Origin of the sequence: Pseudosulfitobacter sp. SM2401, from assembly GCF_042932805.1 — a bacterium.
Lineage (GTDB): Bacteria > Pseudomonadota > Alphaproteobacteria > Rhodobacterales > Rhodobacteraceae > Ascidiaceihabitans.
Map to the genome: position 1 here is coordinate 120,945 of NZ_CP170633.1, position 20,138 is coordinate 141,082.

General features: G+C 58.3%; 20 protein-coding genes and 1 riboswitch. Of the genes, 13 read left to right on the forward strand and 7 right to left on the reverse strand.

Going from position 1 to position 20,138, the window contains the following annotated elements; translation table 11 throughout:
* Positions 1-4 precede the first annotated feature (4 nt).
* From ACFIO0_RS00620 to ACFIO0_RS00640, 5 genes are read left to right on the forward strand one after another with little or no spacing between them, the layout of a single operon-like run.
* Positions 5-1,198: an acyl-CoA dehydrogenase family protein gene (locus tag ACFIO0_RS00620; RefSeq protein WP_390912613.1), complete on the forward strand. Its 1,194-nt coding sequence runs from the start codon at positions 5-7 to the stop codon at positions 1,196-1,198.
* 5 nt (positions 1,199-1,203) lie between these two features.
* Positions 1,204-2,307 carry an acyl-CoA dehydrogenase family protein gene (locus ACFIO0_RS00625; RefSeq protein ID WP_390912615.1) on the forward strand — a complete coding sequence of 368 codons (1,104 nt, stop codon included), beginning with the start codon at positions 1,204-1,206 and terminating at the stop codon, positions 2,305-2,307.
* A complete protein-coding gene (locus ACFIO0_RS00630; protein ID WP_390912617.1) occupies positions 2,304-2,720 on the forward strand; it encodes a hotdog fold thioesterase in 417 nt (138 codons plus the stop codon). The genes ACFIO0_RS00625 and ACFIO0_RS00630 overlap by 4 nt, the downstream gene beginning before the upstream one ends.
* Positions 2,717-3,490: an oxepin-CoA hydrolase, alternative type gene (locus tag ACFIO0_RS00635; protein ID WP_390912619.1), complete on the forward strand. Its 774-nt coding sequence runs from the start codon at positions 2,717-2,719 to the stop codon at positions 3,488-3,490. Before ACFIO0_RS00630 ends, ACFIO0_RS00635 begins: the two co-directional genes overlap by 4 nt.
* Positions 3,487-4,992, forward strand: a complete 1,506-nt coding sequence (locus ACFIO0_RS00640; protein WP_390912621.1) for an AMP-binding protein — start codon at positions 3,487-3,489, stop codon at positions 4,990-4,992. The genes ACFIO0_RS00635 and ACFIO0_RS00640 overlap by 4 nt, the downstream gene beginning before the upstream one ends.
* Before the next feature lie 33 nt (positions 4,993-5,025).
* Here ACFIO0_RS00640 and rpe read toward each other — a convergent pair whose 3' ends face one another.
* Together rpe and ACFIO0_RS00650 are read right to left on the reverse strand one after the other, a co-directional pair.
* The gene (gene rpe / locus ACFIO0_RS00645) at positions 5,026-5,718 is read right to left on the reverse strand and encodes a ribulose-phosphate 3-epimerase (RefSeq protein WP_390912623.1); all 693 of its coding nucleotides are present in this window, start codon (positions 5,716-5,718) and stop codon (positions 5,026-5,028) included.
* Between the two features lie 100 nt (positions 5,719-5,818).
* Positions 5,819-6,829, reverse strand: a complete 1,011-nt coding sequence (locus ACFIO0_RS00650) for an SDR family NAD(P)-dependent oxidoreductase (RefSeq protein ID WP_390912625.1) — start codon at positions 6,827-6,829, stop codon at positions 5,819-5,821.
* Positions 6,830-6,989: 160 nt separating this feature from the next.
* Here ACFIO0_RS00650 and xylB point away from each other — a divergent pair, with 160 nt between their 5' ends.
* From xylB to ACFIO0_RS00665, 3 genes are read left to right on the forward strand one after another with little or no spacing between them, the layout of a single operon-like run.
* Complete coding sequence (xylB, locus tag ACFIO0_RS00655; protein ID WP_390912627.1) at positions 6,990-8,441, forward strand: xylulokinase; 1,452 nt, start codon at positions 6,990-6,992, stop codon at positions 8,439-8,441.
* An 8-nt stretch (positions 8,442-8,449) separates the two neighbouring features.
* Positions 8,450-9,757, forward strand: a complete 1,308-nt coding sequence (gene xylA / locus ACFIO0_RS00660) for a xylose isomerase (protein WP_390912629.1) — start codon at positions 8,450-8,452, stop codon at positions 9,755-9,757.
* Complete coding sequence (locus tag ACFIO0_RS00665; RefSeq protein WP_390912631.1) at positions 9,738-11,057, forward strand: cytochrome c peroxidase; 1,320 nt, start codon at positions 9,738-9,740, stop codon at positions 11,055-11,057. The genes xylA and ACFIO0_RS00665 overlap by 20 nt, the downstream gene beginning before the upstream one ends.
* On the opposite strand, the gene ACFIO0_RS00670 is transcribed toward ACFIO0_RS00665, so the two are convergent.
* Both ACFIO0_RS00670 and ACFIO0_RS00675 read right to left on the reverse strand, forming a co-directional pair.
* The gene (locus ACFIO0_RS00670; RefSeq protein WP_390912633.1) at positions 11,051-12,589 is read right to left on the reverse strand and encodes an FG-GAP-like repeat-containing protein; all 1,539 of its coding nucleotides are present in this window, start codon (positions 12,587-12,589) and stop codon (positions 11,051-11,053) included. The two genes, ACFIO0_RS00665 and ACFIO0_RS00670, sit on opposite strands and share 7 nt — an antisense overlap.
* Positions 12,576-13,781, reverse strand: coding sequence for an ROK family protein (locus ACFIO0_RS00675; protein WP_390912635.1), 1,206 nt, complete (start codon positions 13,779-13,781; stop codon positions 12,576-12,578). Before ACFIO0_RS00675 ends, ACFIO0_RS00670 begins: the two co-directional genes overlap by 14 nt.
* Before the next feature lie 179 nt (positions 13,782-13,960).
* Between ACFIO0_RS00675 and xylF the strand changes: the two genes are divergently transcribed.
* The 5 genes from xylF to ACFIO0_RS00700 all read left to right on the forward strand — a co-directional run bounded on the left by xylF (position 13,961) and on the right by ACFIO0_RS00700 (position 18,502).
* Entirely contained in the window at positions 13,961-14,974 is a 1,014-nt protein-coding gene (gene xylF / locus ACFIO0_RS00680; protein WP_390912637.1) for a D-xylose ABC transporter substrate-binding protein, read from the forward strand.
* A gap of 161 nt (positions 14,975-15,135) precedes the next feature.
* Positions 15,136-16,410, forward strand: a complete 1,275-nt coding sequence (locus ACFIO0_RS00685; protein WP_390912639.1) for a sugar ABC transporter permease — start codon at positions 15,136-15,138, stop codon at positions 16,408-16,410.
* 12 nt (positions 16,411-16,422) lie between these two features.
* Complete coding sequence (locus tag ACFIO0_RS00690) at positions 16,423-17,184, forward strand: ATP-binding cassette domain-containing protein (RefSeq protein ID WP_390912641.1); 762 nt, start codon at positions 16,423-16,425, stop codon at positions 17,182-17,184.
* Positions 17,181-18,086, forward strand: coding sequence for an ROK family protein (locus ACFIO0_RS00695; RefSeq protein WP_390912643.1), 906 nt, complete (start codon positions 17,181-17,183; stop codon positions 18,084-18,086). Before ACFIO0_RS00690 ends, ACFIO0_RS00695 begins: the two co-directional genes overlap by 4 nt.
* Positions 18,087-18,139: 53 nt before the next feature.
* On the forward strand, positions 18,140-18,502 hold the full coding sequence (locus tag ACFIO0_RS00700) for a DUF1636 family protein (RefSeq protein WP_390912645.1): 363 nt from the start codon (positions 18,140-18,142) through the stop codon (positions 18,500-18,502).
* Here ACFIO0_RS00700 and ACFIO0_RS00705 read toward each other — a convergent pair.
* Genes ACFIO0_RS00705 through ACFIO0_RS00715 form a run of 3 tightly spaced genes read right to left on the reverse strand, consistent with a single transcriptional unit; the run spans position 18,499 to position 19,876 of the window.
* Positions 18,499-18,987 carry a hypothetical protein gene (locus ACFIO0_RS00705; RefSeq protein ID WP_390912647.1) on the reverse strand — a complete coding sequence of 163 codons (489 nt, stop codon included), beginning with the start codon at positions 18,985-18,987 and terminating at the stop codon, positions 18,499-18,501. The two genes, ACFIO0_RS00700 and ACFIO0_RS00705, sit on opposite strands and share 4 nt — an antisense overlap.
* Positions 18,988-19,017: 30 nt before the next feature.
* The gene (locus ACFIO0_RS00710) at positions 19,018-19,692 is read right to left on the reverse strand and encodes a CbtA family protein (protein ID WP_390912649.1); all 675 of its coding nucleotides are present in this window, start codon (positions 19,690-19,692) and stop codon (positions 19,018-19,020) included.
* Between the two features lies 1 nt (position 19,693).
* Positions 19,694-19,876, reverse strand: coding sequence for a CbtB-domain containing protein (locus tag ACFIO0_RS00715; RefSeq protein WP_390912651.1), 183 nt, complete (start codon positions 19,874-19,876; stop codon positions 19,694-19,696).
* Positions 19,877-19,908: 32 nt separating this feature from the next.
* Positions 19,909-20,121: riboswitch (cobalamin riboswitch) on the reverse strand.
* Positions 20,122-20,138 lie beyond the last annotated feature (17 nt).

Below are 20,138 nucleotides of genomic sequence, written 5' to 3' on the forward strand. Positions count from 1 at the left end.
AAAAATGGACCTGAGTTATTCCGCAGAAGACCTCGCCTTTCGCGATGAAGCCCGCGCGTTTCTGGACGAAAAACTGACCAAAGAACTGTCCGACAAAATCCGTCTTGGCGGTGATCTGACCAAAGAGGACATGGAAGGCTGGCACGCGATCCTGAACGCTCAAGGCTGGCTGGTTCCGAACTGGCCCAAGAAATTTGGCGGGGCGGAATGGAACGCCGTGCAAAAGCACATCTTTGACGATGAATGCGCCCGCTATCACGCGCCGCGCACCGTGCCGTTCGGGTTCTCGATGCTGGCCCCTGTGCTGCACAAATTCGGCTCTCAGGAACAGAATGACTATTGGTTGCCGCGCATGCTGGATGGCACCGACTGGTGGTGTCAGGGGTATTCCGAACCGGGTGCGGGATCGGATTTGGCCTCGCTGAAAACCAAAGCTGTGCGTGACGGCGACCACTATATTGTCAACGGTCAAAAGACGTGGACGACCCTTGGCCAGCACGCCAACATGATCTTTTGCCTCGTGCGCACGGATGCCACGGTCAAGCAACAAGAGGGCATTTCGTTCCTGCTGATCGACATGAATACGCCGGGCATCGAAGTACGTCCGATCATCCTGCTGGACGGCACACACGAGGTCAACGAGGTCTGGTTTACGGACGTGAAGGTGCCCGTTGAAAACCTTGTTGGCGAAGAAAACAAAGGCTGGACCTACGCCAAATATTTGCTGACGCATGAACGCACGAACATTGCGGGCGTCGGGTTTTCGACCGCTGGTCTGGCCGCGATCAAACGCATCGCAAAGGCGGAAATGTCCGGTGGCAAGCCGCTTATTCAGAACCCGCATTTTGCCGCGCGTGTCGCACAGGTCGAAATCGATCTGATGGCGATGAGCACGACAAACTTGCGCATCATCTCAAAGGCTGCTGGTGGTGGAACACCTGGGGTCGAGGCGTCGATGCTGAAGGTCAAAGGCACAATTATCCGTCAGGAAATCAATGACCTGGCGCGCCGCGCAGTCGGGGCCTACGCGATGCCGTTTGCCTCTGAAATGGTGGCAGGATCGAACGAACCCCTGCCTGATCCACACGAGGCTGGCCCGGTCGCTGCGCAGTATTTCAACAATCGTAAGTTGTCGATCTTTGGCGGCTCGAACGAGATCCAGCGCGGCATTATCGCCAAAGTCGAGATGGGAGGGTAAGCCAGATGAATTTTGAACTGACCGAAGAGCGGCAAATGCTGCAAGACACGTTGCGCCGTTTTTTGCGGGATCGCTACACTACCGAAGCGCGCAATAAAATCCTGAATTCTGACGCCGGCATGTCGACAGAAATCTGGACCGAACTGGCGGATCTCGGCGTGATCGGCGCGCTGTTCACCGAAGATCAGGGCGGCTTTGGCGGCGCAGGTTTCGACATCTCTGTGGTGTTCGAAGAACTGGGGCGCGCGGGCGTGGTTGAACCGTTTTTGGACGGCGCGCTGTTGTGCGGACGCATCTTGGCCGAGACGGGTGACACCGACCGTGTCGAGGCGATCATCGGCGGCACTTTGCAAATGGCGCTGGCGCATGGCGAACCAACCAGCCGCTATGATCTGAACCGCGTGCAAACGACCGCCAAAGACGGCGTGATCAACGGGCGCAAAGCGGTGGTGATGAACGCCGAGGCTGCCGATGTGATCATCGTATCGGCGCGCACGTCAGGTGCCGTGGATGACATCAACGGGATCAGCCTGTTTGCTGTCGATAAAGGCACCAAGGGTCTGACGATCCAAGGCTATCCATTGCTTGCTGGTGGGCGCGCAGCCGAGGTCACGCTGGATGATGTTCAAGGCACGTTGATCGGTGAGGAAGGCAAAGGTTTTGCTTTGCTCGAAGCTGCAAACGCCGCCGCGACGGTTGCCCAATGCGCCGAAACGCTAGGCGCGATGAACACGGCGACGAACCTGACCAAAGAATATCTCGTGACCCGCAAACAATTCGGCCGTCCGATCGCGACATTCCAAGCGCTGGCGCACCGGATGGCGGATATGTTGATCGAGTTGGAACAGGCGCGATCCGCCGTGATCCGTGCGGCTGGCTATCTCGAGGATGACGCGAAAATCCGCGACATGAACATCCACGCCGCCAAGAACCTGATGGGCCGTGCGGGCCGTTTGGTGTCCGAGGAATCGATCCAGATGCATGGCGGTATTGCGATGACGCAAGAATACGAACTTGCCCACATCGCCAAGCGTATCACCATGGCTGACCACCGCTTTGGCGACACCGATTACCATCTGGAACGGTTCATCGAACTGGGAGCCGCATGAGCGAAGCCGGCCTGATCCGCGACGAAACCGGCACACAAACGCTGATCGGTTACGTCGTGGATGTGTCTGCGGGTGACGGGCAGGGGCGCTGCTGGCTCGATATCGGGCCACAGCACACCAACCGGCACAAGGCGCTGCACGGCGGGATCATCACGTGCTTGTTGGATAATGCTTCGGGAACAACGGGTTCCCTGACGGTCGATGACACGGGCACTGCCCCGTTTTTGACGATTTCGATGAACACGCACTACCTTGCACCTGCCTTTAAGGGGCGGGTCACAGCAACCGGTCGTGTGTCCGGTGGAGGGCGCAGTTTGCTGTTCATTGACGCGGAATTGGTTGACGAAGAAGGGCGCGTTATCGCGACATCGTCGGGTGTGTTCAAACGTGTTCCACAGGAAAAATTAGCATGACGGCTTATGTCGAAAAATCAGGCGATCGCTTGATCGTCTGGAACGGAAACGCTGACAAACGTGGCGCGATTACGCCGCTATTTTACACGTCGATCGCCGCGGCCACAAAAGCAGCCCAGGACCCCAAGATCCGGTCTGTTATCATCTCGTCCCAAGGCGATTTCTTTTGCGCTGGCGGTGATCTGAACGCCCTGCGTGAGCGCCGCAATTTGTCCGAAATCGAACGCCAAGGCAAAATCGAAATCCTGCACGATTTGATCCGTGGGATCAGGGCCTGTCCCGTCCCTGTGATCGCCGCGGTCAAAGGTGGGGCGGCAGGGGCAGGGGCATCTATCGCGCTGGCCTGTGATTTCATTGTGGCGGAAGCCGGGTGCAAATTCACCGCCGCCTACGTCAAGGCGGGCTTGGTGCCCGATGGTGGTTTGACCGCGTCTTTGGCCCGCATGATCCCGCGCCCTTTGGCGATGGAAATGTGCGTGCTGGCCCGTCCGGTCACTGCAGAACGGATGGAGGCATTGGGGGCTGTGAACCTCACAACCTCGCGCGAACAGGTGATGCCCGAGGCACACGCCTTGGCCGACGCGATTGCGACCGGACCACGCATCGCCCAAGGGCGCATTCGGGCGATGGTGGCGCAAGCCTATGACCAGTCCGAGGCTGCGCAATTGGACGTCGAACGTGACGCCATGGCGCAAGCCGCAGGCGGGGATGAAGCTGGCGAAGGCATCGCCGCCTTCCTTGAAAAACGCAAACCGGAGTTTGGGACATGAGTGACACTACAGGCGCAGGCGTGCACGTATATCTGGCCAATCAAGTTGCGACACGCGCGCAGGCTTTGGCGCTTTCGGACAGTACGGGCATCAGCCTGACCTACGGCGATTTAGATGCAGCGAGCGATGATCTGGTCGGCGTCATGCAAGACGCAGGCGTGCAAAAAGCCGACCGCGTTCTGCTGTTGTCTGAAAACAGCGCGGCGGCAGTGGCGACATTGTTTGCCTGCTGGAAGATGGGCGTGCGTGTGATTCCTGTGAATGCCCGCCAGACCGAAGCCGAAGTCACGTGTATTCTGAACCACGCCAAACCGGCGGCTGTGTTCGCGACGCATGAAGTATCCTCGGACGCTGCCAAACATGGCGACCGGATGGACGCCCGCGAAATCACCGGCATCTACGGAAAACTGTTGATGGCGACCCCGATGGGCAGCGCGCCAGACGACGAAGGTGACGTGGCGGTTTTGCTGTACACAACCGGCACCACCGGCGATCCCAAGGGGGTGATGCTGACCCACGACAATGTGCGGTTCGGCGGCATGACCTCGGCCAATCTGCGCGGCATGACCCACGATGACGTGGTGTACGGCGTGCTGCCGACGACGCATGTGTTCGGGTTATGCTCGGTTGTTGTGGCGGCAATTTACGCGGGCGCACCCATACGCCTCGCCCCGCGTTTTGAAGTGGCCAAGACCTATTCGGCGTTGCGAGACGGCGTGACGTTGTTTTCGGCCGTGCCGCAAATGCACGCATTGATCATGCAATATTCCAAGGAACAGGGGCTGACGTCGCTGGGGTCAGACACCTTGCGGTATGTGTCATCAGGTGCAGCGCCGCTTGATCCGACATGGAAACGCGAGGCCGAAGCGTTCTACAACGTCGCGATCCAGAATGGCTATGGCATGACGGAAACCACCGCAGGCACGTCAGCGACCAGCAACGAGATCGGCAATCCGGACACGTCTGTAGGCCCCGCCTTGCCGGGGATCGAAATCGCGCTGGATCAGGATGTGCCGGGCGGCGGCGACGGTGTCGGTGAAGTCATGACGCGTGGCCCGCACATCATGAAAGGCTATTACCGCAACGCGCAAGAAACCGCGAAGGTGCTGAGTGCAGATGGCTGGCTGCACACCGGTGATTTGGGTCGCATTGATCAACACAATTTGCTGCACATCGTTGGTCGCTCAAAGGAGCTGATCATTCATGGCGGGTTCAACGTTTACCCACCCGAAGTTGAGGCGGCGCTGAATGATCATCCGAAGGTCGTGCAAGCAGCCGTGGTCGGGCGTCGCAAGGACGGTGACGAAGAGGTGCTGGCGTTTGTTCAGGTGGCTGGCTTGACTGACGTCACTGTTGACGAATTGCGTAGCTTTGTTGCGGAGCGATTGACCGGCTACAAACGGCCCAAGCAGATCATCTTGGCGATAAGTCTTCCTGCGGCACCCACAGGCAAAATCCTGAAGCACAAGTTGATCGATACATTTGCCGACCAATTGACCTGAGGCGTGGTGCGCGACACGCGCACCTTACCGGAATTAAGTTTCGACGGACACGGCGGCTGTGCGGATGTTGCGAATGTTGTCGCCGTACGGGCCGGGGTTACTGACTGACCCACCACGGAACACGGCCGATCCTGCGACCAAAACATCGGCACCTGCGTTTGCGACCAACGGGGCCGTCGTTGGATCAACGCCGCCGTCAATTTCGATGTGGATCGGGCGATCGCCGATCATGGCGCGCAATTGGCGAACTTTGTCGACTTGGCTGTGGATGAATTTCTGTCCACCAAAGCCGGGGTTCACTGTCATGACGCAGACCAGATCGACCATGTCCAAAAGATACTCGATAGAAGAGGCTGGTGTTGCCGGATTGAGGGCGATGCCCGCTTTGGCACCGTTGGCGCGGATCGCTTGCATGGTGCGGTGAATGTGCGGTGTAGCCTCAACGTGGGCGGTGATGACGTCGGCACCGGCCTGCGCGAACGCTTCGATGTAGGGGTCAACGGGGGCGATCATCAGGTGCACGTCCATCACGCCTTTGATGTGGGGGCGGATCGCGGCGCAGGTGGCGGGACCGAACGTGATGTTTGGCACGAAATGCCCGTCCATGACATCGACGTGAACCCAGTCAGCGCCTTGGGTTTCGATGGCTTCGCATTCGGCACCAAAGTTGGCGAAGTCAGCGGACAAGATGGACGGTGCAATTTTGATGGAACGGTCGAAGGTCATGGCAGTGCCCCTATTTGATTTGGTCGCGCTATATCGTTTGCGCGGACATGTAGCAAATGTTGGTTGCCTCCGGCAGGAGTATTTTTGATCAGAACAAACCTCAGGTTTGGTAGTAATCGCGGTACCAGTCGACGAAAGCCTGGATGCCGGTTTCGATCGGCGTGACGGGGGCAGTGCCAGTGAGGGTTTTGAGCAAGGTTGCATCGGCCCATGTGGCTGGCACGTCGCCGGGTTGCATGTCTTTGTAGATTTTCCGGGCATCTTGGCCGATGGCTGTTTCGATAGCCTTGATGAAATCCATCAGTTGCACGGGCGATCCTGTGCCGATGTTCACCACGCGGTGGGGGGCGACCGGGGACAGGCTGTCGCCGTCAATTTGGTTGGATCCGGGCATCGGTGGAACTGCGTCGATCAGGGCCGTGATCCCGCGCACAAGGTCATCGATGTAGGTGAAATCGCGCTGCATTTTGCCGTGGTTGTAGATCTCGATTGGGTCACCGTTCAGGATCGCGCGGGTGAATTTGAAATGCGCCATATCGGGGCGCCCCCACGGACCATACACGGTGAAGAACCGGAACATTGTGATCGGCAGATGATACAGATGAGCGTAGGAATGGGCCATCGCCTCGGTCGCTTTTTTGGTGGCAGCGTAGAATGACATTTGCGCCTCGACCTTGTCGGCCTCGGTGTAGGGCATTTGCGTGTTGGCACCATACACGCTGGAGGTCGAGGCGAGCAGCATGTGCGCAGGTGGAAAGGCGCGGGCGGCCTCTAGCAGTTCGAAGGTCCCGACCAGATTGGCCTCGACGTAGGACCGCGGGGCATCGATGGAATAGCGCACCCCGGCTTGCGCGGCCAAGTGGATCACCGCATCGAATTGATGTTCCTTAAACAGATCGTGCAGAACGTTTGGTGTTTCCAGCTTTTGCGTGACGGCCGTGAACCCAGCGGATTGCAGCAACATTGCGTGGCGCCGTTCCTTGAGCTTCACGTCGTAATAGTCGCTCAGGGAATCTAGTCCGACGACCCGCCAGCCTTGATCCAATAATGCCTTTGCGGTGAAGTAGCCGATGAAACCAGCCGAGCCGGTGACCAAAGCGGTGCGTGTCATGGATGTGCCCTTGTGCCTGCTGTGCGCAGAGTGGCGCAGGGGGGCGCAAAACGCCAGAGGGATTGCGGCGAATTCGGTTTAGGCGCTTTTTAATTTGACAATCGAATTAAAAGAAACGCACAGTGCAAATGCTTTGGGAGAAGCGTGATGGAGGATCGCCATGTTTATAGGTCTCGATTTAGGGACGTCCGGTTTGCGCGCGCTGTTGGTGGATGCGCAAGGCACGGCTGTCGCGTCGGCGGACGCTGGATACGGTGTGGCGCATCTACATCAGGGGTGGTCTGAACAAGACCCTGCGGATTGGGTGCACGCCTGCCAAAAGGTGATCGCGACGCTGGTTGAAACCCACCCGAAAGAGATGCAAAATCTAGCTGGAATTGGCCTGTCCGGGCACATGCACGGGGCGACTTTGTTGGATAAAACCGGCGCGGTTTTGCGCCCCTGCATTCTGTGGAATGACACGCGCAGTCACGTGCAAGCGGCCGAACTAGACAGCGATCCGCAGTTTCGCGCCTTGACTGGAAATATCGTGTTTCCGGGCTTTACTGCGCCGAAATTGGCATGGGTCGCACAGCATGAACCCGACGTTTTTGCGCAGGTCGCAAAAGTGCTTTTGCCCAAAGATTACATGACCTTCTGGCTGACAGGCGGCTTCAGCGGTGACATGTCTGATTGCGCGGGCACCGCGTGGCTGGACGTGGGTGCGCGCGATTGGTCTGATGACCTGCTGGCCGCAACAAACCTGACCCGGGACCACATGCCGACTTTGTTTGAAGGCAGCCAAGTGGTGGGGAAAATACGCCCCGATTTGGCGACTGCGCTTGGCCTGCCAACCGACGTACAAATCGTTGCGGGCGGCGGTGACAATGCCGTGGCGGCCTGTGGCGTTGGCGCTATGAAAGAAGGCGACGGTTTTGTGTCGCTCGGCACCTCTGGCGTGTTGCTGGCAGCACGCGACGGGTTCGCGCCGATGGCCGACAGTGCGGTGCACACGTTCTGCCACGCGGTACCGGATAAATGGTACCAGATGGGCGTGGTTTTGGCCGCAACGGACAGCCTCAATTGGCTGGCGGGCATCACCGGGGCCACACCAGCGGAGCTCACGGCAGAGCTGGGCGAAACGCTTGGTCCGCCCACGGCCTTGCGGTATTACCCCTACCTGTCAGGTGAGCGCACACCGCACAACGACAGCGCCGTGCGCGGCGGTTTCATCAACATCGACATCGCCACAACCCGCGCCGACATGACCCATGCGGTGATGACCGGCGTCAGCTTTGCCCTGCGCGACAGCCTAGAGGCGTTGCGCAAAACCGGCGCAAATCTGCAATCGGCTCTGGCCATTGGGGGCGGTGCCGCATCACCGCTTTGGGTCGAGATGCTGGCGACGGTTTTGAACCTGCCGCTGGACCTGCCCGAACAAGGCGAATTTGGTGCCGCACTGGGCGCTGCCCGTCTGGCGATTTGCGGTGTTACTGGCCAGCCGGTGGCACAAGTGATGACCAAGCCAAAGGTCTCAAAGACCATCCATCCTCGCGCCGATCTGGTGGCTGCGTATGACGCAAGCTATGCCCGGTTCGCCGCTTCATTCCCGACTTTGAAAGCACTGCAATGAGCCCCGCTATGAGCACCAAATTCTTCGACGACATCGCACCGATCACGTACAAAGGGGCCGACAGCACGGACCCGATGGCATTCCGCCACTACAACCCGGACGAAATCGTCATGGGCAAACGGATGGAAGACCACCTGCGCTTTGCAGTCGCCTATTGGCACAGCTTTGCATGGGAGGGCGGCGACCCGTTTGGCGGCCCCACATTCGAGCGCCCTTGGCATCCACAAGACGATGTGGGCCGCGCCAAAACCAAGGCCGATGTGGCGTTCGACATGTTCGACATCCTTGGGCAGCCGTATTTCTGCTGGCACGACGCAGACATCCGCCCCGAGGGGCCAGATTTTGCAACATCGGTCCGCAATTTCGAAGAGGTCATCGACCATATCGGGGCAAAGATGGACACCCGCAAAATCGGCCTGCTTTGGGGAACGGCCAACATGTTCAGCCACCGCCGGTGGATGGGCGGGGCGGCAACAAACCCTGACCCGGACGTGTTCGCCTACGCCGCCGCGACCGTTAAAACCTGCATGGATGCAACCCACAAACTGGGCGGTCAGAACTATGTTTTGTGGGGTGGGCGCGAAGGCTACGAAACTCTGCTAAACACCGACATGGGCGCAGAGCTGGACCACATGGGCCGCTTTTTGAACATGGTTGTCGACTACAAACACAAGATCGGGTTTCAGGGTCAAATTCTGGTCGAACCCAAGCCGCAAGAGCCATCCAAGCATCAATACGATTATGACGCCGCGACTTGCATCGGGTTTCTGCGCAAATACGGGTTGGAAAACGAGGTAAAGCTGAACCTCGAACAAGGGCATGCGATTTTGGCAGGTCATTCGTTCGAACACGAGATCGCCGTTGCCACATCCGAAGGCATGCTGGGATCCATCGACATGAACCGCAATGACTATCAATCCGGTTGGGACACTGACCAATTTCCCAACAACGTGCCAGAGGTTGCGTTGGCCTACTATCACATCCTGAAATCCGGTGGCTTGGGGTTGGGGGGCACTAATTTTGACGCCAAATTGCGCCGTCAATCCATCGACCCAACTGACTTGATCGCAGCCCATGTTGGCGGCATGGATGTCTGTGCGCGCGGGTTAAAAGCCGCCGCCGCAATGATCGAAGATGGTGGACTGGAAACAGCTCTAAACGAACGCTACGCCGGTTGGGACACACCGGCCGCCCGCGCGATGTTGGCAGGAAACCTCGACAGCACCTACACAGATGTTATGTCTGGTAAAATTGCGCCCAACCCGCGCTCTGGCCGTCAGGAGATTCTCGAGAATTATGTTAACCGGTTTGTCTAAATCACTGCTCGCAAGTGCGGCCCTGTTCATCGCAGGGCCAGCGCTGGGCGACGGTATTCCGACCTTTGACGTGACCTTTCCCGAGATCAACGCGCCGCAGATCGAACTGGGGCAATTGCTGTTTTACGATCCGATCTTGTCGGGCAACAAATCGGTGTCTTGTGCGACGTGCCACCACCCGAATTTCAACACGACGGACGGTGTGTCATTGGGCGTCGGCGATGGTGGTATCGGTCTGGGGCCAGATCGCAAAATCGATACAAACAACGCGCCCGAGCATCGCATTCCGCGCAACGCACCGGCGTTATTCAACTTGGGCGCGTCCGAATTCACCAGCTTTTTCCACGACGGTCGGCTTGAGATTGACGCGACCCGCGCGTCGGGCATCCGCACGCCTTTGGGGGCAGAAATGGAGGCAGGGTTCGCCAATTTGTTGTCTGCCCAAACGATGTTTCCCGTACTGTCCGCCGCAGAAATGGCGGGGCATTATTCGGAAAATGACGTAGCGCGTGCCGTGCGCATGGGCGTTTTGACAGGACCGGGCGGGGCGTGGGATATCTTGGCCAAGCGGGTCGAAAACATCCCCGAATACCGTGCCAAATTCACGCCTTTGATCGGGGCCGAAACACCGGTCCATTTCACCGATATTTCAGATGCAATCGCCGCCTTTGTTGATTTCGAATGGCGCGCAGTGAACAGTCCGTTTGATCAATTTTTGCGAAACGGCACCGCGCTGAGCGCCCAAGCGAGCGCTGGCATGGCACTGTTTTATGGCGATGCCGGATGCGGGGACTGTCACGCAGGTCTGTTCCAAACCGACCACGATTTTCACGCGATTGCCATGCCTCAAATCGGGCCGGGCAAGGCCGCCGGGTTTGAAAGTCATCAACGCGATGTCGGACGCATGGGGGTCACTGGTAATCTCATGGATGCCTATGCCTTTCGCACGCCATCGCTGCGCAATGTTGCACACACGGGTCCCTACGGGCATGCGGGCGCGTACAGCGATCTTGAGGATGCGATCCGCCACCACCTTGATCCGGTTGCCGCCTTGAAAAACTACGATCCGACATTTGCAACCTTGCCCGCAGGCTTTGGTTCTGATGATTTCGGAGTGCTCGGAAATACCGATGATCAGGATGCAATCGCGGTCGCAAATAGCCTTGCGCCGTCGTCCTTGAACGCTGATGAAATGCGGGAAATTATTGCATTCCTGAACGCGTTGACGGACCAAGCCAGCCTAAAAGGCGCGCTTGGAATTCCAGCCAGTGTGCCAAGCGGCCTGCCCATCGATCAATAGGGCGACACGTCGATGTCGTCGCCCGTGCGCGAGATCCGCAGCCGTTGATTTGCGCGCGCCTCGATCCATTCGCTGAGGGTGCTATCGGGCCAGATCACGCGGAACGTGGCGTCTGTGGTTTTGTCCAATCCGAAATGCTGCGGGCCAGCGACGCCGCCTGCGTGACCCCCGCCCACCGTCAGTTCACGCGTTTGCAAACCCAGATCGTCCAGCAGTTCGATCCACGCCCCGACGGCGCGGGTGTTGGTGCCGGATTGCCGCACATCGATCGACAGCCAGTTGCCGGTCTCGGCACTGACATTTCGGTAGATTTCAAGTGGTGCAACACGATTGACGACCGCTAAATCCAGCAAGCCGTTGTTGTTGAAATCCGCAAGGGCCGCGCCCCGCGCCCGGTGAAAGCTTGCGATCCCTGCGGTTTGGCCATGTTCCTCGAATTGGCCGTTTTCGGTTTGGATCAGCAAGTTGTTGGGGTCATCCATCGCGCTGCCGGGCATCTGTTGCACGTTGCCCTTTGAGATGAAAACATCGTCAAACCCGTCGTTTTGCACGTCGCCCAACGCGATGTGCCATCCTGTCGAGGGGCGCCCATCGCCGCCTGTGTAGGGACGGTGCGCGGCGGCCCCGCGATCGAATGGCACGTCCTTGAATTCAGCGCCAAGGCCCGACCATTCCTGCAATCTCTGATCCCCCATCGAGGACAGAAACACATCTGCCAACCCGTTGCGATCCAGGTCGCGCGCGGCAATACCCATGCCCCAGAGTTCGTGATTGACCCAACCATCAGCCTCGGAAAACAGCCGAGGCGAGGGGGCCATTTTCCACATTTGCTCGGCGCCGCCGCGCACGTAATAGTGGCGGTCGTTGCTGATGCGCAGATCGGCGTCGCCGCCCCGTGACCAGTCGGAAAACAGCATCGAAAGTGGGCAAAAACCGGGGGCGAGGGTGGATGCAACGTAGTCCGATCCGGCGGGGCGGACCAACGTGTTGGTGTCGCATGCCTCGAACGGGCCGTCGGGGTCTGCGCGATCAACGTAATGCCCGAATGCCATGGTTGGATATGCGTTGTCGCCTTCCCAAGTTGCGGAAAACGCGGTGGTCCATTGGTCGCCAAATGTGACACCGCTGAGGGCCATGGGTGCAAAGCCGCAAGCGCCGTCGCCGCGCAAAACAACGTCAGGCCCCACGCGCATCACGACCAAATCCAAAGTGCCGTCGCTGTTGATGTCCAAAGGGTAGGCACCAGTTGTTCCGGCGATTTGAAGGGCATCTACGTCGATGGCTTCGAACGAGATTTTCCCCAAATCCGCACTGGTGTTGCGCAGCAATGACGGCATCGATGCGCCCCCTGCAGCCAGCAAATCGAGACGGCCGTCATCGTCGCAATCAAACACAGCGAGGCCACCGCCGACAAAATGTTCCCAACCGCCGGTGTACCGGTGTTCGGGGACGCTTACGGGGCGAAACATCGGCTCTGCCTGCGCCGGTGCGGCGATCAGGGCGCAAAGGGCAAATGTGCTAAACCGCATCATGGTTCGGGTCCTTTGCGGCCATCTCATGCACAAAATCCAAGGCGTAGGCCGCAGCACCACGTGCCCACATCAGGTTGCCCCATTTGTGGATCACAACATCCGGTGGGGCCTTGTCAATCTGCACAATCGACGTGCGCATTGCCTCGATCACTTCCTGGGCGAACAGGTGGTCAAATTGCATTTGCTCGCCTGACAGAATGATCAATTCGGGGTCAAAGATGTTCACCAGATTGGCCAGACCCAGGGCAAACATGCGACCCGCACGTTGCACGATCTTTTCGGCCATGGGGGTGCCGTTCTTGGCCGCCGCAAGCAGCACTTCGATCCGGTGTTCTGCAGGGACGTCGGCGTCGATCAGGCCAACGCTGGCCGCCTCGCGCACGAGGGCGTAATCGGCGACATAAGCCTCTAGGCAACCACGTTGACCGCAGCGGCACATGGCCCCTTCGAGTTGCACTTTGGTGTGGCCAAATTCGGCACCGCATCCGCGTGTGCCGCGATAAATCTGGTTGTTCAGCACGATCCCCATGCCCACGCCACTTTCGATCGTGACGACGATGAAATCGGAATGTTCGCGGCCCAACCCAAAGGTCTTTTCTGCCATCGCCACGAGGTTCGCATCGTTGTCGAGATAGGCGGGCACACCCAATGTTTCGCTGAGGATGTCGCGGAAATTGATGTTGCTGTCTTGCAAAGACGGTGACCAATAGACCGTGCCGTTTTGCGCATCCACGACGCCGGCAAGGCCCACGCCGATGCCAGACAGATCCGCCAGCGATTTGCCGATCAAGGCGGCCAACGACGTGGTCGCTTCCTTGATCCGCTCCGCCAGAACCGCGCTTGGCTTGGCACCTTTGTCCATCGGAACCTCAAGTTCGGCCAGCTGCGTGCCCTCAAAATCCAGCAGCATCAGCGAGATCGAGGTATCGGACACTTTGATGCCCGCAACCATGTGCGCAGAGCCGTCGATTTTCAGATCAACACGCGGGCGCCCGCGGCGCATATCGGCATCTGCCTCGCGCGGAATTTCCTGAATAAGGCCGTCGCGCAGCAGGTCAGCGGTGATCGTTGTGACCGTCGCGCGACTGATTCCCGTGACCTCTGACAGGTCAATCCGAGGGATTCGCCCATGGCGTTCAATCTCGCGTAGCAGCATCCGCCGCCCTTGTTCCCGCTGATGTCCAAATGCCATGGCGTAATTCAGTCCCACCCAGTTCCCTTGAAAACGCTATATATTCTTAGTGCGTCCGGGCCAAGGATGATGCAAATTTCATTTTCTGTCCAATTTAATTTGCAAATCAAATTTAATGCGGTACAAATAATCCGACCCAGCCCAAAACGTGGCTGGTCAATAAGTTTTGGGAGGAACACATGAAACTATTGAAAACTGCAGCCGCTGTTGCGACAGGCGTTATGCTGTCCACAGCCGCATGGGCCGACGATATCATTGTTGGCGTAAGCTGGTCCAATTTCCAGGAAGAACGCTGGAAAACAGATGAGGCCGCAATCAAAGGCGCGCTTGACGCAGCTGGTGCAAAATACATTTCTGCTGATGCGCAATCATCATCCGGCAAACAGCTGGCAGACATCGAATCCCTGATCGCTCAGGGCGCAACTGCTTTGATCATTCTGGCGCAAGACGCGTCATCCGTAGGTCCAGCCGTGCAACAGGCATCAGACGAAGGCATTCCTGTCGTCGCCTATGACCGCCTGATCGAAGACGCCCGCGCGTTCTACCTGACATTCGACAACGTCGAAGTTGGTCGCATGCAAGCCCGCGCCGTTTTGGCCGCGCAGCCAACCGGCAACTATGTGATGATCAAAGGATCACCAACCGATCCAAACGCTGATTTTCTGCGTGGCGGTCAACAAGAAGTGCTGCAAGCCGCCATCGACGCCGGTGACATCACAATCGTTGCCGAAGCCTACACGGATGGCTGGGTTCCAGCCAACGCACAACGCAACATGGAACAAATCCTGACCGCTCAAGACAACAAAGTCGACGCGGTTGTGGCCTCCAACGACGGTACTGCCGGCGGTGTTGTCGCTGCATTGACAGCGCAAGGCATGGAAGGCCTCGCGGTATCGGGTCAGGACGGCGATCACGCTGCCTTGAACCGTGTTGCGATCGGTACCCAAACCGTGTCCGTCTGGAAAGACGCACGCGCATTGGGCAAAGCTGCTGGTGAAGCCGCCGTAGCCTTGGCCAAAGGTGAAGCCGTCGATGGTTCCGCCGATTGGACATCGCCATCAGGCACTACAATGACATCCAAGTTCTTGGCTCCGGTCGCTGTGACCGCCGACAACCTTGGCGTTGTTCTGGACGCAGGCTGGATCGAAAAAGACAAGCTGTGCGCTGGCTCTTCAAACGCCGCGTGTAACTAATCTCCCCGCTCTTCCGGTCTATGGATCGGGAGAGCACCCTAACCCCCCTGATATTTGATTTATGTGAACAGCGCCGCCAAAGTTGACCAACAAGGTCACTCAAGGCCAGGCCATTCATTCCCGCACCCTAACGAAACGCCAGATAGGCAAAGGCTGACACCATGCAACCTGACCAAAACACAGCCCAGAATTTCTTCTCCAAGCTTGGCATCGACCTGCGATTGTTGGGCATGATCGGCGCACTTGCCGTTCTGTGCATCATGTTCGATTTGATCACTGGCGGACGGTTTTTGACCCCGCGCAACCTGTTCAACCTGTCGGTTCAAACGGCCTCTGTGGCGGTCATGGCCACGGGCATGGTGTTTGTCATCGTGACGCGCAACATTGACCTTTCGGTGGGGTCGTTGCTGGGCTTTATCGGCATGGCCGCTGCCGCGATCCAGGTGCACGTACTGCCAGACATTGTTGGTCTTGGGCACTGGTCAATCTGGATCATCGCCGCTGTTTTTGCGGTGCTCATGGGTGCTGTGATCGGGGCCATGCAAGGGTGGATCATCGGCTATCTGACCGTACCTGCGTTCATCGTGACGCTCGGTGGTTTCCTTGTGTACCGCGGCGCGATGTGGTGGATCACCCAAGGCCAAACGGTCGCCCCTCTTGATCCGTCATTCCGCCTGATGGGCGGCGGCGCGGATGGGACTTTGGGCGAGACACTGTCTTGGATATTCGGGCTGGTCGCATCGATTGCCGCCGTCGGTCTGATCCTCGCCAGTCGCCGTCGCAAGGCCAGCCACGGCTTTACCGTCAAACCCGTCTGGGCCGAAGGCATCCTGATCGCCCTCGCAGCAGGTTTGATCCTTGGCTACGTCTGGATCATGAATTCCTACAAAATCGCCAAGGGCGCGCTGCCCCGCATTGCCGAAGCACGCGGCGTCGAAATGGTCGACGGTCTGGTGCTGAACCACGGCGTCGCGATCCCCGTCATCATCCTGCTGGGCGTCACGATTGTGATGACGCTGGTGTCGACCCGGACGCGGTTCGGGCGTTACGTTTACGCGACTGGCGGCAACCCCGAGGCGGCGGAATTGTCCGGCATCAACACCCGGCTTTTGACGGTCAAAGTTTTCTCGCTGATGGGCGCGCTGACCGGCATCTCAGCAATCATCGCCTCGGCCCGATTGGGCGCGGTTGACGTGGGTCTCGGCACGTTGGACGAGTTGCGCGTGATCGCAGCAGCCGTCATCGGCGGCACCGCATTATCAGGCGGATTTGGTACGATCTACGGGGCGGTCATCGGCGCGCTGATCATGCAAACGCTGCAATCTGGCATGGCTTCGGTCGGGGTGGATGCGCCGCTGCAATCCATCGTGGTTGGCATGGTGCTGGTTTTTGCCGTCTACATCGACATCGTCTATCGCCGCAAAACCGGCGCATAAGGGAGAGATCAAATGAGCACGCAAACCCCTCTTGTCGAACTTAAAAACATGTCGATTTCCTTTGGCGGCGTTCATGCCGTCGATGACGTCAGCGTCGATCTGTACCCGGGCGAAGTCGTGGGCTTGCTGGGCCACAACGGTGCGGGCAAATCCACTTTGATCAAGATGCTCTCGGGCGCTTACGCCGCGGACAGCGGTGAAATCCGGATCAACGGCAAAGTCGCGACCATCCACAATCCGCGTGACGCGCGTCGCTACAATATCGAGACGATCTATCAAACGCTGGCTTTGGCAGACAACCTGGACGCGGCGAGCAACCTGTTTTTGGGGCGCGAATTGGTCACGTCCCTTGGGTTCGTTGATGACGATGCGATGGAATCCGAGGTCCGCAAAATCATGGCGCGGCTGAACCCGAATTTTCAGAAATTCAGCGATCCGGTTTCGGCCTTGTCAGGTGGGCAACGCCAGTCCGTCGCCATCGCGCGCGCGGTGTATTTTGACGCCAAAATCCTGATCATGGATGAACCCACGGCCGCACTTGGGCCACAGGAAACCAAAATGGTGTCCGAACTGATCGAGCGCCTTAAATCCGAAGGCATCGGCATCTTTTTGATCAGCCACGACATCCACGATGTGATGCATTTATGTGACCGCGCATCGGTCATGAAAAACGGCAAACTGGTCGGCACGGTGGACGTCAAGGACGTGACGGATGATGACCTGCTCGGCATGATTATCCTGGGCAAACACCCACATGGTGCAGACGGCAAATGAGCATCGGCGCAACCCTTGTCGCTGATGTCGGCGGCACCAACACGCGGCTTGCTTTGGCGGATGCGAACGGCTTGATCACAGGCAGCACGCAGCGCTACGCCAACACCGCAGTGCAGGGATTTTCTGCCGCCGTCGGCACCTATCTTGCAACGCAGTCCAACACCAAACCGACGGCGATGTGCGTGGCGATTGCTGGGCCTGTGACCAACGGACACGGGCAGCTTACCAACCGGCAAGACTGGCAGTTCGACGCCTGCGCCTTGTCGCAAACGCTGACGATTCCGCGCGTCACTTTGATCAATGATCTGGCAGCACTTGGATACGCACTGCCTGATTTGCCGCCTCGTGTTATCCACCAGATCGGCGGGGCTACCGCGCAGAACACGCAGGCGCTGGTCGTCGGGGTTGCCACTGGTTTCAACGTCAGCCTGTGCCAGAACGGGCAGGTCTACGAGGCGGAACTTGGGCATGCCAGCTTGCCAAGTTCCGTGATGGAGGTTTTGCGCGCAAAGATCGGCGTACACGCAAACGGCTACACCTCCGTCGAGGCGCTTTTTTCAGGCAAAGGGCTGGAACAGCTGCATCAATTGCTCGGCCACGCGCCTCTTTCTGCGGTGGACATCACCAGTCAAAAAGGCGCGACCTTGTCGTTGTTCACCCAAGCGCTTGGCGTCATGTGCCGCGAGTTGACCTACCAATACATGCCGCTGGGCGGGCTGTATTTTAACGGCTCACTCGCCCGTGCCGTTTTGCAAGGGCAGGGTGCCCAAGACATCGCAATGCACGCAGCCCAAGACACCGCGTTTGCCGGTCGCTTTGGCCAAGTTCCACTGTATCTGATCACCGAAGACACCGCCGCCTTGTACGGCTGCGCCCGCTATTTGCGCCTGAACGCCGGTTGACTTGAGCGCGCAAATCGCAAATGCCTGAGGCTCCAAACCCCAAAGGCACCGTCATGACACATACCCCGACAAACCGGCTGCTGATCTGCGCCACATGCGAACGCGCAGAAGGGCGCAGTGCGCGTCAGGATTGCGCGCAAATCCGTGGGGCGCTGAAACTGGCGGGGCTAAGCGATCAGATCGAGGTCGAGGCAACGCCGTGTTTGGGCGGTTGCACCCATCCGGTCAACATCGGTTTGCAAGGGGCCGGCAAGGGCAGCTACGTGTTCGACAGCATCGACACGCAAAGCTTTGAGGCCGAAATTGTCACCCTGTGCCAGATGTATTTGGACCTGCCCAAAGGCTGGATCGAAGACGCGCGCCCTTTGGGCAAGCTGCGCGACAACCTGCGTGCCCGCATTCCGGCGTTGGATTAATTCGTCACCGGAATTGACACGCGCAGCAGTTCATTGCCCACAGCCAAGGGGCGGTGATCGTTGGAATTGAGCTCGACTTCGACAGTCACATCGCCTTCGGGCAAATGTTCGATGTGCAGCCAATTCCCATAAATCCGCGCGATTTTCTCACCGTTCACATAGGCATGCGCGTGGCCTTCACCGTCGACGTGGGTCAGGCTGGCGCTTTGCGGTGTGAACCGGAAATTCGTGACTTCGATTTGCAGGTTCCAGCCGGACATCGGGTCTTTGACCACGGTTGCCGCGACTGTCGGTGCGTTGTCGTCGGCGGGTAGTGAAATTGGTTGCATCGCTGCGTGGTCATGCCCGTTGCTCTGCATCGCGCCGTGATCCGTGGCATGGTCGTGACCATTCAAAGTGACGCCATAAGACGCGGCCACCAAAAAACCGATGCCTGATCCAAAAACCAAGCCGATCACCAACAACATCATTCGACGATCCATCATACGATCCTTCTTTGGGAATGGACGAAGAGCCTAAGCCGCTTCGCCTTCTTTGTTCCAGAAATACGCGCAAAATGCACCAAGAATGATCCAAGCCGCCAGTCCGATGCCCAAAGAACGGGCAGCAAACAGCGCGCCCAGTTCAGTCGGAACCGGCCCTGCAAATGCATCAGGCTGCGGTGCCCCAACGATATGCGGCAACATCAGCAGCAGGGCAGCCGCCGCGATCCCGTACATGTTGAATCGAAAGGCCAGTATCCACATCGCACCAGCCGCCATCGCAACGGTTGCAAACCACCAGAACTGGCGCAGTTGAACGTCTGCGGCAGCGACGCCCGGAACTTCGGGGGGCAGGGACATCGCAGGGGCCAGCTGGGCTGCGACAAAGCCGGCCAAACCCCAGATCATACCCATGCGCGGCGTGACCAAAGCGTCGTCTGCCGTGCTCATCACTGCAACAAGGATCAGCGCGTAGCCGCAATAAACCATCATCGTGAACAACACGCTTAGGCCGTTGCGCATCAGATCAAAGCCGGGCAATTCAGGCGTCGCCGTATTGGGCAGACCGCCGAAATGAACCAGCTGACCGGTTTCATAAAGTTCAGCGTGCAATAGAACAGGTTGCACGAATGCGAGCTGCAGCAGGGCGACAAGCAACCCAGCCACAGCACCAGCGAACACCGCGCTGGTCACAAGACGTGAAAACATTTTAGTGGCAGGGAAAGCCGGTTGCGTGACGCACGTCGTGTGCTGCGTCGTGCAAAGCAGCCGCTTGAACGTGGCCGGTTACAAAAATAATTCCAACGCCCATCAGCACGGCAAATGCGGCTGTCAGCAGGTTGGAACGTGCAGAGGTTTGTGGGGCCGCGATGGCTTTTACGTTCGTGTTCATCTGTCTTCTCCTTGCTGTCACACCCGACAGCGTTAATTACGTTTCAGCCCGGCAGGTCTCCTGGCTTGCGTGTCATCACGTGGCTCTGACCTTCCCTACCCAATCATTGGGCAAGTGGTATTTTCAAAGCCCGCTCTTCGCATACAGTCGCGGGGGCGGCCTGGGCATCAGTTGTCTTGAACCTAACCCAATTCCCTCTTCGTTTGTCGACAAAACCGACAAACACCAAGCCCTTTACGTCTAACTGCTTTGGAACGAGTCG